The sequence below is a fragment of the Corallococcus macrosporus DSM 14697 genome (assembly GCF_002305895.1).
Classification (GTDB): domain Bacteria; phylum Myxococcota; class Myxococcia; order Myxococcales; family Myxococcaceae; genus Myxococcus; species Myxococcus macrosporus.
Window position 1 is genome coordinate 4,185,943 of sequence record NZ_CP022203.1, and the last position, 14,527, is coordinate 4,200,469.

Annotated in this window: 8 protein-coding genes; 5 read left to right on the forward strand and 3 right to left on the reverse strand. The window is 69.5% G+C overall.

Annotated elements, in window-relative coordinates; all coding sequences use genetic code 11:
• Positions 1-312 precede the first annotated feature (312 nt).
• Together MYMAC_RS17675 and MYMAC_RS17680 are read left to right on the forward strand one after the other, a co-directional pair.
• The gene (locus MYMAC_RS17675) at positions 313-5,703 is read left to right on the forward strand and encodes a myxosortase-dependent M36 family metallopeptidase (protein ID WP_095958916.1); all 5,391 of its coding nucleotides are present in this window, start codon (positions 313-315) and stop codon (positions 5,701-5,703) included.
• 291 nt (positions 5,704-5,994) lie between these two features.
• Positions 5,995-7,674 carry an amidase gene (locus tag MYMAC_RS17680; protein WP_095961608.1) on the forward strand — a complete coding sequence of 560 codons (1,680 nt, stop codon included), beginning with the start codon at positions 5,995-5,997 and terminating at the stop codon, positions 7,672-7,674.
• A gap of 1 nt (position 7,675) precedes the next feature.
• Here MYMAC_RS17680 and MYMAC_RS17685 read toward each other — a convergent pair whose 3' ends face one another.
• Positions 7,676-8,053 carry a DUF1330 domain-containing protein gene (locus MYMAC_RS17685; protein ID WP_095958917.1) on the reverse strand — a complete coding sequence of 126 codons (378 nt, stop codon included), beginning with the start codon at positions 8,051-8,053 and terminating at the stop codon, positions 7,676-7,678.
• Positions 8,054-8,080: 27 nt separating this feature from the next.
• A complete protein-coding gene (locus MYMAC_RS17690) occupies positions 8,081-8,806 on the reverse strand; it encodes a 2OG-Fe(II) oxygenase (RefSeq protein WP_095958918.1) in 726 nt (241 codons plus the stop codon).
• Between the two features lie 104 nt (positions 8,807-8,910).
• Here MYMAC_RS17690 and MYMAC_RS17695 point away from each other — a divergent pair, with 104 nt between their 5' ends.
• On the forward strand, positions 8,911-9,954 hold the full coding sequence (locus MYMAC_RS17695; protein ID WP_238539712.1) for a methyltransferase: 1,044 nt from the start codon (positions 8,911-8,913) through the stop codon (positions 9,952-9,954).
• A gap of 22 nt (positions 9,955-9,976) precedes the next feature.
• Here MYMAC_RS17695 and MYMAC_RS17700 read toward each other — a convergent pair whose 3' ends face one another.
• Positions 9,977-11,086 carry a DNA topoisomerase IB gene (locus tag MYMAC_RS17700; protein WP_095958919.1) on the reverse strand — a complete coding sequence of 370 codons (1,110 nt, stop codon included), beginning with the start codon at positions 11,084-11,086 and terminating at the stop codon, positions 9,977-9,979.
• Between the two features lie 178 nt (positions 11,087-11,264).
• On the opposite strand from MYMAC_RS17700, the gene MYMAC_RS17705 reads away from it, so the two are divergent.
• Positions 11,265-12,107 carry a hypothetical protein gene (locus MYMAC_RS17705; protein WP_013940164.1) on the forward strand — a complete coding sequence of 281 codons (843 nt, stop codon included), beginning with the start codon at positions 11,265-11,267 and terminating at the stop codon, positions 12,105-12,107.
• Between the two features lie 115 nt (positions 12,108-12,222).
• The gene (locus MYMAC_RS17710; RefSeq protein WP_204817697.1) at positions 12,223-14,385 is read left to right on the forward strand and encodes a flotillin family protein; all 2,163 of its coding nucleotides are present in this window, start codon (positions 12,223-12,225) and stop codon (positions 14,383-14,385) included.
• Positions 14,386-14,527: the final 142 nt, after the last annotated feature.

Consider the following 14,527-nt stretch of genomic DNA (forward strand, 5'->3'; position numbering starts at 1 on the left):
GCGGTGCCCTGTCAGCCCATGGAAGTGGCCAGAATCCCTCATACGAGCAGTCCGGAAGCGGCGATGCGGCCCAAACGGGTTGTCATTCTTTCGGCGCCCGCGCTGCAACCTGCCGTAACTACGGAATTCTGCGCTCCTTTGGAAAAAAAGCGGATGTCGCCTTTTAACTTACATCAGTTCGGGCACTAATCTCTCGACCAGGTGACAATCTGTCACTTGGTCGCCTTCCATCCGTGACTGGGAGTTTCGGCGATGGGGCCGGAACGTTCGACCCAGGCTGTAAGGCAGGCGGCCACCCCCGCCGTCGTAAAAATGGAGCATCCCCACGTGAGAAGGTTGGTTGCCACGCTGTCCGGGCTCGCCCTGGTACTGTCCGGTACCAGTTCCGTCGCCCGGACGTTGCCGAACTACGATGCACTCCAGGACGCGAAGCCTGCGGGCCGTGCCGCCGCGGGCTTCAAGCCGGTCAACAGCAGCCTGAAGGGGGCGCGGGTCGCCCACAGGGACGCGCTGACCGATTCCCCGACGTTCATCTGGACGTACCCGACCGCGGAGCAGACGAAGGCCCGCGCCGAGTACGCGAAGATGTCGCCCGCCAAGGCGGCGCTGGCGCAGATTTCTGCCCATGCCACGCTCTACGGTCTGGCCTCCTTCGAGGCCGCGGGCGCGAAGGTCACCAACGTCAGCACCAACACGCAGGGCGTGAAGGTCGTGACGCTGGCCCAGGAGTCCTCGGGTATCGAGGTCTTCCGCCAGTCCCTGAAGGTGCTGCTGAACAAGCACAACCAGGTGGTTGCCATCTCCGGCAGCCTCTCCAAGCACGCTTCGGTGGAGATCCCCCGGAGCAAGGCCAAGGCGCGCTTCACGCTGCCCGCGACCGAGGCGATCGCCGCGGCGTACAAGGACCTCACGGGCGCCGCGCTTGACCGCAGCCTGCTCACCCGCGTGAACAGCGCGCAGAAGGGCGACAAGTACTCGCACTTCACGCTCGCCAGCTACGCGCGTCCGCTCGAGGAGGGGTTTGTCATCCCCGCCCGCGCGAAGCAGGTCTACTTCCCGCTGCCCGGCAAGCTGGTCCCCGCGTACTACGTGGAGATCAACACGGGCCGCGCGAACAGCGTGGACTCGGACTACTTCGCGTACGTCATCTCCGCCACCGACGGTCAGTTGCTGATGCGCAACGACCTGAAGGCGCACGCGGAGTTCACCTACCGCGTGTTCTCCGACACGACGCCGCCGTACACCCCGCACGACGGTCCGATCGGCAGCGGTGGTACGCCGCACCCGACCGGCATGCCGGACGGCTATCAGTCGCCGTACGTCCCGGCGAACCTGATCACCCTCGAGAGCCTCCCGTTCAGCCAGAACGATCCCTGGCTGCCGGACGGCGCGACGGAGACCATTGGTAACAACGTGGACGCGTACGCGGACCTCACCGAGCCGGACTACTACAACACCGGCGACCTCCGCGCTTCCGTCACGGCTCCGGGCGTCTTCGACCGGGCCATTGACTTCACCATCCAGCCGGACGCGAACAACGAGCAGATCGCCGCTGCGACGACGAGCCTGTTCTTCCTGAACAACTGGCTCCACGACTGGTACTACGACGCCGGCTTCGACGAGGCCTCCGGCAACGCCCAGCAGGACAACTTCGGGCGTGGCGGCGTCGCGGGTGACCGTCTGCAGGCGCAGGCGCAGGACTACAGCGGCACCGACAACGCCAACATGCTCACGCCGGCGGACGGTGCGTCGCCGCGCATGCAGATGTACCTGTTCTCCGGCGCGCGCAACTCGCGCCTGACGGTGAACGCTCCGGCGGAGATCGCGGGTGACTACCAGGGTGGCGTCTCCTCCACCTTCGGTCCCCAGACGTTCGACGTCACCGGCAACGTGGTGGCGGCGCTCGACGAGGCCAACACCACGGGCCCGACGGACCGTGACGGCTGCACCGCGCTGACCAACGCGACCGAGGTCGCCGGCAACATCGCGGTCATTGACCGTGGCAGCTGCGACTTCACCATCAAGGTGCTCAACGCGCAGAGCGCTGGCGCCATCGGCGTCATCATCCACGACAACGCGGCCGGTCCGACGATCGACATGGGCGGCACGCCCACGTCGCCGATCACCATCCCCGCGCTCCGCGTGAACCTGGATGACGGCAACGTGCTGCGCGGCGCCATCCCGGGCCTCAACGTCACGCTGTGGCGCGGTCCGACCATGTGGATCGACGGCACCATCGACAACGCCATCGTGGCCCACGAGTGGGGTCACTACATCAGCAACCGCCTCATCGCGAACTCGTCCGGTCTGGTGAACAACCAGGGCCGCGCGATGGGCGAGGGCTGGGGTGACTTCACCGCCCTGCTGATGATGGTTCGCGCCGAGGACATCAACGTCCCGTCCAACGCGAACTGGAACGGCGCCTACGCCGCCGCGGGCTACGCCACGCGCGCGGACGCGAACTCCGAGTTCTACGGCATCCGCCGTGGCACCTACTCCTCGGACCAGACCAAGAACGCGCTGTCGTTCCGTCACATCATGGACGGCGTGGCGCTGCCCACGGGCGTGCCGTTCAACGGCAACACCGGTCTGCCGAACTCGCAGGTCCACAACTCCGGCGAGATCTGGGCGACGATGCTGTGGGAGTGCTACACGTCGCTGCTCCGCGCGCATCCCTTCCAGGAGGCGCAGGAGCGCATGAAGAGCTACCTGGTCAACGGGTACAAGCTCACGCCGGCGGCCCCCACCTACATCGAGGCGCGTGACGCCGTCATCGCGGCGGCCTACGCCAACGATCCGGCGGACGCCGAGCGCTTCTGGCACGCCTTCGCCAAGCGCGGCGCCGGCGTCGGTGCCATCGCTCCGGACCGCTACTCCACGAACCACGCGGGCGTGGTGGAGAGCTTCGAGGTCGGCTCCGCCATCCAGATCGCGTCCGTCCAGTTCTTCGACGACGTCGCGGATGGCTCGTGCGACTTCGACGGCATCCTGGACAACGGTGAGACGGGCCGCATCGAGGTCACCGTCCGCAACGCGGGCGCGCTGCCCGCGTCCGCCTCCAGCGTCAACCTGTCCTCTGCCTTCTCGGGTCTCGAGTTCGGCAACGGCGGCGCGGCGAGCTTCCCGGTCATCCCGGTGCAGGGCCAGGCCACGGTCTCCATCCCGGTCACGCTCACGGGCGCGACGGGTCTGCAGGACGTGACCATCGACGTCGCGGCGCGCGACGAGGACCAGGCGATCGAGGGCGACGTCACCGACAGCCTCATCCTCACCACGCACTTCGACGAGCGTCCGAACTCCACGAACATCGAGGACGTTCAGATCACCCCGGAGAAGCTGCCCTGGACCACCGAGTACGACGAGAACCTGACCCCGGCCGTGTTCAGCGTGGTCACGTTCGAGGACGGCAACCGCACGTTCTACGCGGAGAACACCGCTTCCTTCGCGGACGTCCGCCTCATCTCGCCTGAGCTGCACGTCAGCGAGACCGAGCCCTTCGTGATCAACTTCATGCACGCCTGGGACTTCGAGGACGACTACGACGGCGCCACGGTCGAAATCTCCGAGGACGGCGGCGAGACCTGGGTGGACATCGGTGATCCGATCCACAACGCGGTGCTCGAGGACTACCCGGGCAACGACAACCCGCTGGCTGGCAAGCCCGCGCTGTCCAGCTACAACCCGGAGTTCCCGGGCATGCTGCCCGCGACCATCGACCTGGGCACGACCTACGCCGGCAAGACGGTGCAGGTCCGCTTCCGCGTCGGTACGGACATGAGCTTCGGCTACACGGGCTGGCTGCTGGATGACCTGGAGTTCAACGGCATTACGAACCTCCCGTTCACCTCCATCGCGGCTGAGGATGGCGTGTGCTCCGCGCCGAACCAGGCCCCCACCGCGGACGCCGGCGCCGACGTGTCCACCACGTCCGCCAGCAACGTGAGCCTCTCCGGCTCGGCCACCGATCCCGAGGGCGACACCCTGACGTACTCCTGGGCGCAGACGTCCGGCCCCGCGGTCACCCTCACGGGTGCCGACACCCTGACGCCGACGTTCGTGGCGCCGACGGTGACCGAGGCCACCACCCTGGTGTTCGAGCTGACCGTCTCCGACGGCGAGGCCACGGCCACCGACTCCGTCACCGTGACGGTGAACCCGGGCGCGCCGACCAACTCGCCGCCCACCGTGAACGCCGGCATCGACGGCACGGTCGCTGAGCGCGCTGAGTACACGCTGAGCGGCTCCGCCAGCGACGCGGACGGCGACGCCCTCACGTACCTGTGGACCCAGGTCTCCGGTACGCCGGTCGCGGTGCGTGACTACACGACGCCGACGGCGACGTTCATCGCGCCCGAGGTCACCCTGGATGCGCCGCTGGTCTTCCGTCTGACGGTCTCCGACGGCATCGCCAGCGTGAACGACACGGTCACCGTGACGGTCACCAACGTGAACCGCGCGCCGATCGTCTCCGACACGTCCGTGGCCTTCGCCTCGGGCACTGTCACGGTGTCGGCCTCGGCCATCGATCCGGATGGTGATGCGGTCAGCTACACCTGGGAGCAGTCGGGCGGCTCGACGGTTGCCATCAACGGCGCCGACACGTCCTCCATCACGTTCGGCGTGCCTGCGGCGGGCTCCTACGAGTTCACCGTGACGGCGACGGACGGCGCGGCCTCTGCCTCCAAGGCGGTGGCGGTGATGGTCGTCCCGGGCATCCCTGACCCGGTGAACACGCCTCCGACCGTGAACGCGGGTCTCGATGCCACGGCGAACGCCGGCGACGTCGTGACGCTGAGCGGCTCCGCGAGCGACGCCGAGGGCAACGCCCTGACGTACCAGTGGCAGCAGATCGGTGGTGCGTCGGTGACCCTGACGGGCGCTGACACCCTGACGCCGTCGTTCACGGCGCCGAGCACGATCGAAGGCACCACGCTCGGCTTCATCCTGACGGTCAGCGATGGCACGTCGTCCACCAGCGACGCGGTGCAGGTCGTCGTGGCGGCGGATCCGGGTGCCAACCCGGGTAACACCGCTCCGGAAGTCGACGCGGGCGAGTCTGCCATCGTCGAGGCCGGTGCCACCGTGACCCTCAACGGCACGGCGACCGACGCCGAAGGCGATGCGCTGCTCGTCGTCTGGACGCAGATCAGCGGTCCGGAAGTGGCCCTGTCGGATGTCAACTCGCTGACGCCGACGTTCACCGCGCCGGCCGCTGGCGAGCTGGCCTTCCTCCTGACGGTCTCCGACGGTACGGCGACCACCGTGGATACGACGGTCGTCCGCGTCGCCACCACGCCCGAGGAGCCCGAGGAGAACGTCGCTCCGGTGGCCTCCGCTCGCGCGGTGGTCTCCGCCAACCAGACGTCGGCCACGCTCGACGGCTCGGCTTCCAGCGACGCCAACGGTGATGCGCTGACGTACGTCTGGACGCAGGTCTCCGGTCCCTCCGCGACCATCAACGGCGCGGACCAGGCGGTCGCGGTCGTGAACCTGCCTGACACCGACAACCAGACGGCGACGTTCTCGTTCCGCCTCACGGTGACGGACGAGGCGGGCCTCGATCACAGCACCACCGTGCAGTTCACCGCCCGCAACGGCGGTGGCGACGACGGTGGTGGCTGCTCCGCGACGGGCGCGGGCGCTCCGGCCGGCATGCTCGGCCTGGCGCTGCTCGGCCTGCTGCGCCGCCGTCGTCAGAACTGAGACGCGCGGGTCCTCCTCCCGCCTTCGGGTGGGGGGAGGCCTCCGTGGGGCCCGGATGACGTGACGGTCCGGGCGTCGCGGAACGCCGACGAAGCTTGAAGCTCCTGACGGCCGGCTCCCTGACTCCAGGGGGCCGGCCGTCGACTTTGGTGCGCCCAGCATGGGCGTGGGTTGGAGGTGAAAGTCCTCCGGGCGAGCTGGTGGGAGGCCATATCGGCCCGCCAACCCGACGAAGCCCCACCCGGGTTGCGACCCTTCGCGCACCGCCGCTGTGCTGTAGTGCGGCCCATCATGAAGAAACCCGCTGCCCCGTCCGGCTCCCAAGGGGGCCTCAGCCGCCGAGCCCTCCTGGGCGGCACCGCCGCCGCCACCGCGCTCGCCTCGCTGGACGTCTCCGCCCGAGCGGCGCCCGCGCCCACCCGGCCCTTCGAGCTGGCCGAGGCCACCGTCGCGGAGCTCCAGGCCGCCATGCAGTCGGGCGAGCACACCGCACGGGGCCTCGCGGAGCGTTACCTGGCGCGCATCGCGGACCTGGACGCGCGGGAGCACCTGCCGCTGCGCTCGGTCATCGAGCTGAACCCGGACGCGCTGGCGACGGCCGCCGCGCTGGACCGGGAGCGCCGCGAGAAGGGCGCGCGGGGCCCGCTGCATGGCATCCCCGTGCTCATCAAGGACAACATCGCCACCGCGGACCGGATGCAGACGACGGGGGGCTCGCTGGCGTTGGTGGGCGCGCGGCCGCCGCGGGACGCCTTCATCGTGGAGCGGCTGCGGGCGGCGGGCGCGGTCATCCTGGGCAAGACGAACCTGAGCGAGTGGGCCAACTTCCGCTCCACGCGGTCGGCCAGTGGCTGGAGCGCCAGGGGCGGCCAGACGCGCAACCCCTATGCGCTGGACCGGACGCCCTCGGGCTCCAGCTCCGGCTCCGGCACGGCCACCGCCGCCAACCTCTGCGCGGTGTCGGTGGGGACGGAGACGGACGGCTCCATCGTGTCGCCCTCGGCGGCCAGCGCGCTGGTGGGGCTCAAGCCGACGGTGGGCCTGGTGAGCCGCTCCGGCATCATCCCCATCTCCCACAGCCAGGACACCGCCGGCCCCATGGCGCGCACGGTGGCGGACGCCGCGGCCCTGCTGAGCGTGCTCGCGGGGGTGGACCCGGCGGACGCGGCGACGGCGGCGAGCAAGGGCAAGGCGCACGCGGACTACACCCGGTTCCTCGACCCGGACGGCTTGAAGGGCGCGCGCATCGGCGTCCCCCGCGAGCGCTTCTTCGGCTACCACCCGGCCACCGACGCACGGGTGGAGGAGGCCCTGGCCCTGATGAAGTCCCGGGGCGCCATCCTCGTGGACCCCGCGCCGATTCCCTCGGCGGCGCGGCTCGATGCCCCCGAGCTGGAGGTCCTCCTCTACGAGTTCAAGGCGGGGCTGGAGGCCTACCTCGCCACGCTGCCGGAGGGGACGGCGCCGCGCACGCTCGCGGCGCTCATCCGCTATAACGAAGCCCACGCGGACGCGGAGCTGCCGTACTTCGGGCAGGAAATCCTCCACATGGCCCAGGCGAAGGGCCCGCTGACAGACAAGGCCTACCTCAAGGCGCTCCAGGCCTGCCGGCGGCTGTCGCGCGCCCAGGGGTTGGACGCGGTGATGAAGCAGCACAAGCTGGATGCGCTGGTGGCGCCCACGCAGGCGCCCGCGGGCCTCATCGACCCCATCAACGGGGACCACTGGCTGGGCAGCAGCTCCACGCCCGCGGCGGTGTCGGGCTACCCCTCCATCACCGTGCCCGCGGGCTTCGTCCACGGCCTGCCCGTGGGCCTGTCCTTCATGGGCCGGGCCTGGAGCGAGCCCGTGCTGCTGAAGCTGGCCTACGCCTACGAGCAGGCGTCGAAGCACCGCCGCCCACCCACCTTCGCGCAGACGGCGGACCTGCGCGGACGGGCCGGCGCCACGAGCCGGCCCGCGACGCCCTGACTCAGGGCGCCGGTGACGTCCCCCAGGGGGTGGTGGCCTGGAGCACGGCTTCCTGGAGCGCCTCCGTGCGCAGGTGCGCGATGCGCTGGTACTCCGGGTCCGCCACCATCTTCAGGAAGGCCGCGCGGCTGGGATAGCGGACCAGCAGCACCGCGTCCCACGTCTGTCCGGGCTCGGCCACCAGCGCGGTGGCGCCGTCCCCCGCGTAGAGCGGCTGGGCGTCCACCTTCTGGAGCAAGGGCATCACCGCGCTCGCGTAGGCCTCGTAGGACGCGCGGCCGCCTTCCTTGAACCGCACCAGGTTCAGGATGACCACGGGGCCACCCGGGTCCTCCTGGATGAAGCGCTCCACGTCGGCACTCTGGGGATCGACGGCCACGGTGTCTCCTCGGTTCAGGTTGAAAGCCTATTCCAACGTGCCGGCGGAGCCGCCGCCGGGGCGCTCACGTTGGTGGTCGAGATACGCGCCGAAGCCCGCCTTGGACTGGATGCGGAAGGCGGGGATGCGCGTGAGCGCCTCGGGGGAAAAGACGTACTGCTCACACACGAGGCTGGCGCGGCTCGCGCCGTCCAGGCTCCCGGTGAAGGGGCGCACCTCGTGCTGGAGGTCGCCCCGGAAGTGCACCAGCAGGCCCTCGCGGGGGCGAATCTCACCCACGGGAGCGTCCTGGCGCAGCAGGCGCAACTCGCCGCCCCGGGCGCGTTCGGGCACCTGGAGATACAGCACGCTCACATGTCGGGGCGTGGCGTCGGGCACGCCGCTGGGGTCCTGGAGTGTCGCATCGATGTGTCGCCCCACGCCGCGTCCCGCCTCCAGCAACAAGAGGTTCAGATAGAAGGCGTTGGGGACGGGCCGCTCCCGCCGCGCGCCCCAGAGCCGCTCGTGCCACGGCAAGAGCCCCCGGGCGCTGACGGGGTCCAGCACGCGGGCCAGATAGGGCACCAGGAACGGGAAGCGGGCCTCCAGCGTGGCCCGGCCCTCGTGCGTGAAGATGAAGGCGAAGCCCCGGCTGGCCTGGAACGACCCCATCAAGGGGCTGCGGGCCACGAAGCGCGAGCCGAGCAGGGCGTCCCTCAGCGCATGCAGCTCGGTGCGGGGGAGGGCCTTTTGATGGGTGGTGTAAGCGCGCACAGAGGCTTGGACTTCCCGACGAATAAGAGAACCGTAGCAGTTTTACAGCCTACCTTATAGGTTGCAGCCTTGCCGTGGCTTCACAACACCTTGGAGACGGACACATGAGCCAGCAACCTCGAGCCTCTCACGCGCCTCCGCCGCCCGCCGCCTTGCAGATGACGCAAATGGTCTATGGCTTCTGGGTTTCCCGGTGCCTCCAAATCATGGCGGAGCTGGGGCTCGCCGACATCATTGGGGATGTGCCCAAGACGGTCGAGGAGCTCGCCGACGCCAGCGGCACGCATGCCCCGACGCTGCGGCGGATGTTGCGTCTGCTCAGCGGGCTGGGCGTGCTCGTGAAGGATGAAGCCACGCAGCGCTGGGCCCTCACGGAGCTGGGCGGAATGCTCCGCAAGGACAACCCGGGCTCCGTGTATGGCTCGCTCATGGCGCATGGCCATCTGCTGTCATGGCAGGCCTGGGGGGACCTGGCCACCGCCTTGAAGACGGGCAAGCCCACGGTGGAGAAGTTCATGGGCGACACGTTCTTCAACTACATGACGACGCACCCCGACGTCGCCGCCATCTTCAATGGCAGCATGGCCGCGTATCAGACGATGAACGCGCCGGCGGTGGTGAACGCGTATGACTTTTCCTCCGCGCGCACCGTCGTCGACGTGGGCGGCGGTACCGGCATGTTGCTGGCGCACATCCTGGGCGCCAACCCTGGCGTGCGCGGCACCATCTTCGAGATGCCTCACGTCGCCGTGGAGGCCCGTGAGCGGCTCGCCCAGCGGGGCTTGTCGGGGCGCTGCGACGTGGTTGACGGAGACTTCTTCGCGCGCATCACCCCGGAGGGCCACGACGTCTACATCCTGTCGCAGATCCTCCATGACTGGGATGACGAGCAGAGCCTGCGCATCCTCCAGAACATCCGCGCGGCGATGCGCCCCGACTCGCGGCTGCTCATCGTGGAGACGGTGCTGCCGGGTGACAACGTGCAGCACTTCGGCAACCTCTATGACATGGCCATGCTGGTGCTCGTGGGCGGCCGCGAGCGCACGGGCCCGGAGTACACGGCGCTGCTGGAGAAGGCGGGGCTGAGGCTGTCCAACGTCTTCCCGACGGCGATGCCGCCCAGCGTCGTCGAAGCCGTGGTGGCCTGAGCCAACGCCGCGGGGCGGGGGCTCAGTGCCGCGCCCGCCTCCGGCGCCGCCGGGACGTGTCGAGCATGTCGAGCAGGGCCTTCTCCGAACAGTGAAGGCTCCCGCTCCGTGTCTCCGCCAGCTCGTCCACGGAGTCGAACCAGGTGTCCACCACCTGCCCGCGCTCGAACATCGCGAGCACGGAGGGGTAGATATACGAGGAGCGCGCCACCGCGGGGGTGTTGCCCAGGTGCTCGGCGGCCTCCTTCACGGCGGCCACCATCGTCTTCTTGAGCACCGTCTGCTTCACCGGGCCGCCGGGGGCCTTGGCCCGCTCGCGCGCCCGGGCCAGCGCGCAGGCGCAGATGAGGGTGCCGGCCCAGGTGCGGAAGTCCTTGGCGCTGAACTGGTCGCCCATGACCTCCTGGATGTACTCGTTGATGTGGCGGCGCCGCACGTCCACCACGAAGCCGTCATCCAGCACGAACTTGAAGACGTCGCGCCCGGGCACCTTCAAGAGGCGCCGCACCAGCGTGGCCACCCGCCGGTCGCGGAGCTGCCTCCGCTGCTGCTTGCCGCTCTTGCCAGGGAAGTCGAAGTGCACCGTGTCCCCGGCCACGCGCACGTGCCGGCGGCGCAGGGTGGCGATGCCGAAGCTGCCATTCTCTTCCGCGTACTGCTGGCTCCCGGGGCGGATGAAGCAGGTGCCCAGGATGCGGAGGATGCCCGCCATCACCTTGTCCCGGCCCAGGCCCTGCTTGCGCAGGTCCGCGTTGACTCGCCGCCGCATCCGGGGGAGCGCCCGCGCGAAGCTGACGATTCGCCGGAACTTCTCCTCGTCCCGCCTGCGGGTGTGTGAGGCGTGATAGCGGTACTGCCAGCGCCCCGCGGCGTCCCGGCCCACGGCCTGCAAACGCGCCGTGGGGGAGGGGGCGATGGCCACGTCCGTCCAGGCGGGAGGGAGGCGCAGCGCGTCGATTCGCTCGCGCTCCCCCGGGCTCACGGCCCGGCCATCCGGCTGGACATAGCGGAAACCCCGCTTGGGGGAGCCCCGCCGCCGGATGCCGGCGCGCTGGAGCCGTTCGAGCTGCGTCTCGCGCCGGGCCCCTGGCCGGGGGCGGGGCTGCCGGGTGGGTTCCGCGTGAAGGGCCATGCGCCTGGGCTGGGAGGAACCCCGCTCACCCCATTGTGAGCGGTCTTCCTGTAGTGCTCAGGGTGGGGCCGAGCGGCAACGCAGGTGCCGCCCGGTCGCCCGCCCAGGGGCAAGGCAGAAAAGCGCCCGGTGCGTTTTCGACGGGAATGACATTCGTTTAGAGTGCAGCGCAAGCCGCATGAGCGCCTTCCTCGACACCATCCTGGCCTTCCCGACCGCCATCTTCACCATCGTCCTCGGCGTGGTGATGACGTACTGGCTGTTCGTCATCGTGGGCGCGGTGGGCATCGACTTGTTCGATGGGGACATCTCGGTGGAGGCGGGTGGCAAGGCCTTGAGCGGCGCCGTCGAGGGCGGTGGCAAGGCATTGGGCGGCGCCATCGAAGGTGGTGGCAAGGCATTGGGCGGCGCCATCGAAGGCGGTGGCAAGGCATTGGGCGGCGCGAAGGCGCTGGTGGGCTCCGACGCGGACTTCGACGTCGACGGCGGCGGGGTCCTGGCGGCCATGGGCTTCGCCGGCATCCCCATCACCGTGTCCGTGAGCTTCGTCGCGTTCATCGCCTGGTTCCTGTCGGTGCTGAGCGCGCAGCCGCTGCACCAGGCGCTGGGCGGGGTGCTGCCGTCGTGGCTGCTGAGCAGCGGGCTGGGGCTGGCGTGCTTCGCCACGGGGACGGTGACGGCGGGCCTCGCGGTCCGGCCCTTGCGGCCGGTGTTCGTGGCTAGGCGCGCGCCGGGCCGGGACGCGCTGATGGGCCGCGTGTGCACCATCTCCAGCGGCAGCGTGACGGCCAGGACGGGGCACGCGACCTTCGAGGACGGCGGGGCGGGGGTCATCCTCAACGTCGTCTGCTCGAAGCCCAATGAACTCAAACGAGGGCAGCCGGCGCTGATCCTCGCGTACGACGCCGACAGGCATGTCTACGAAGTGGAGCCGGTCGACTGGCTGCTGCCGGAGGAGCTGGAGCAGCTCCAGGACCCGGCCCGCGCCGCGGCCCTGGCGCGCGTGAAGGCACGAGGCTGATGCATCACCGGCCGCGCTGAGGGGGCGGCCGTCACATTCGACGCCGGAGGGCTTTTGCGGGGGACCTCCGGCGCCTGATACAAGGCCCGCTGTCATCATCAATCAGGAATTGGCCATGGATCCCATTACCGCGGTCGCCGCCGGCACCGGTGGCATCATCCTTCTCGGAGGCATCCTCCTCACCATCGTCCGGCTGTACCGGCAGGTGGACCAGGGCAAGGTGCTCATCGTCAACACGCTGAAGGCCGAGCCGGTCGTCACCTTCTCCGGCGCGGTGGTGTTCCCCATCATCAACCGCGCCGAGGTGATGGACATCGCCTTGAAGACGGTTGAAATCGACCGCCGCGGCAAGGAAGGCCTCATCTGCCGGGACAACATCCGCGCGGACATCAAGGTGACCTTCTTCGTGCGCGTGAACAAGACGCGCGAGGACGTGCTGAAGGTGGCGCAGTCCATTGGCTGCGCGCGCGCGTCCGACCAGGAGACGCTGGAGAACCTCTTCGAGGCCAAGTTCTCCGAGGCGCTCAAGACGGTGGGCAAGAGCTTCGACTTCGAGGAGCTCTACACCAAGCGCGAGGAGATCAAGGACCAGGTCGTCAACGTCATCGGCAGGGACCTCAGCGGCTACATGCTGGAGGACTGCGCCATCGACTTCCTGGAGCAGACCCCCGTCGAGATGCTGGACAAGGACAACATCCTCGACGCGCAGGGCATCCGGAAGATCACCGAGCTGACCACCAAGCAGAACGTCTTCACCAACGAGCTGCGCCAGGACGAGCGCATGGCCGTCACCAAGCGCAACGTCGAGGCGGATGAGGCCATCTTCGCCCTCGAGCGTCAGCGCGAGGAGGCCGCGGCCAAGCAGAAGCGTGAGATTGACAGCATCCAGGCCCGCGAGACGGCCGAGGCCGAGCGCGTGAAGCAGGAGGAGTACGCCAAGGCCCAGCTCGCGCGCATCAAGGCGGAGGAGGAGATCCACATCAACGAGCAGAACAAGGCTCGTCAGGTGGAGGTCGCGCAGAAGAACCGCGAGCGCGTGGTGGGCGTGGAGGCCGAGCGCGTGGAGAAGGACCGCGCCCTGGAGGCCATCAACCGCGAGCGTGAGACGGAGCTGCAGCGCATCGCCAAGGAGAAGGCGCTGGAAGGCGAGAAGAAGCTCATCGCCGACGTGGTGCGCGCCCGCATCGCCGTGGAGAAGACGGTGGCCGAGGAGGAGGAGCGCATCAAGGACCTGCGCGTGAAGGCCGAGGCCACCCGCCGCAAGGACGCGCTGCTCATCACCGCCGAGGCGCAGGCGCAGGAGAAGCTGGTCAAGGACATCAAGGCGGCCGAGGCCTCCAACGAGGTGGCCAAGTTCAGCGCCAAGGAGAAGCTGACGCTGGCCGAGGCCGAGCTCGAGGCCGCCGACAAGACGGCCAAGGCGAAGGTCCGCCTGGCCGAGGGCGTCCAGGCCGAGGCCGCCGCCGAGGGCCTCGCCGAGGTGCGCGTGAAGGAGGCCGACGCGCAGGCGCAGGAGAAGCTGGGCATGGTCAACGTCCGCGTGAAGGAGGCGGAGGCCGGCGCCATCGAGAAGCAGGGCCAGGCGGAGGCGGCCATCGTCCGCGAGAAGCTGCTGGCGGAGGCCGCGGGCGCGCAGGAGAAGGGGCTGGCCCAGGCGCGCGTGCTGGAGGCGGAAGCCAGCGCCATCCAGAAGCGCGGCGAGGCGGAGGCCATCGCCACGCGCGAGAAGCAGCTGGCCGAGGCCGCTGCCATCCAGGAGAAGCTGCTGGCCGAGGCCCGGGGCCTGGCGGAGAAGGCCGCGTCCATGAAGCTGATGGACGGCGTCGGTCGCGAGCACGAGGAGTTCCGCCTCAAGCTCAACAAGGAGCGCGACGTGGAGCTGGAGTCCATCCGCGCGCGGAAGGACATCGCGCACGCCCAGGCCGAGGTGCTGGCCAAGGCGTTCGCCAACGCGAAGTTCAACATCGTCGGTGGCGACGGCCAGTTCTTCGAGCGCTTCGTCAAGGCGGTGTCGTTCGGCTCCGCGGTGGACGGCGCGCTGGACCACGGCGAGGCGCTGCAGAAGGCGCTGGGTGGCTACCTCAACGGCGAGAAGGACTTCGCGGCGGACCTGAAGGAGGTCCTCTCCAAGCCCGGCCTCACCAACGACGCGCAGAACCTGGCGGTCGCCGCGCTGCTGCACAAGATGGCGGCCAGCCCGGTCGCCGCCACCGGCGCGGGCCTCAAGGCGCTGGTGAACGAGGTCAAGCCCGGCACGACGGACACCACGCAGGGCTGACCGTCCTGGAAGGGCCACCGCCGCGAACCGGCGGCGGTGGCACGGCTGTAAGACGACCCTCACCCCGGCCTCCCCTCCGGGGTGGCGCCCCTCCGCTCGGGAGGGTGCGGGGGTGGGGGTCTCCGCTTTCTCGGTGAACAAC

What these genes read in the sequence shown, in the direction of transcription:
- MYMAC_RS17675 (WP_095958916.1), top strand. Translation starts at nt 313, where the DNA reads ATGGAGCATCCCCACGTGAGAAGGTTGGTTGCCACGCTGTCCGGGCTC.
- MYMAC_RS17705 (WP_013940164.1), top strand. Translation starts at nt 11,265, where the DNA reads ATGAGCGCCTTCCTCGACACCATCCTGGCCTTCCCGACCGCCATCTTC.
- MYMAC_RS17710 (WP_204817697.1), top strand. Translation starts at nt 12,223, where the DNA reads ATGGATCCCATTACCGCGGTCGCCGCCGGCACCGGTGGCATCATCCTT.
- MYMAC_RS17680 (WP_095961608.1), top strand. Translation starts at nt 5,995, where the DNA reads ATGAAGAAACCCGCTGCCCCGTCCGGCTCCCAAGGGGGCCTCAGCCGC.
- MYMAC_RS17700 (WP_095958919.1), bottom strand. Translation starts at nt 11,086, where the DNA reads ATGGCCCTTCACGCGGAACCCACCCGGCAGCCCCGCCCCCGGCCAGGG.
- MYMAC_RS17695 (WP_238539712.1), top strand. Translation starts at nt 8,911, where the DNA reads ATGAGCCAGCAACCTCGAGCCTCTCACGCGCCTCCGCCGCCCGCCGCC.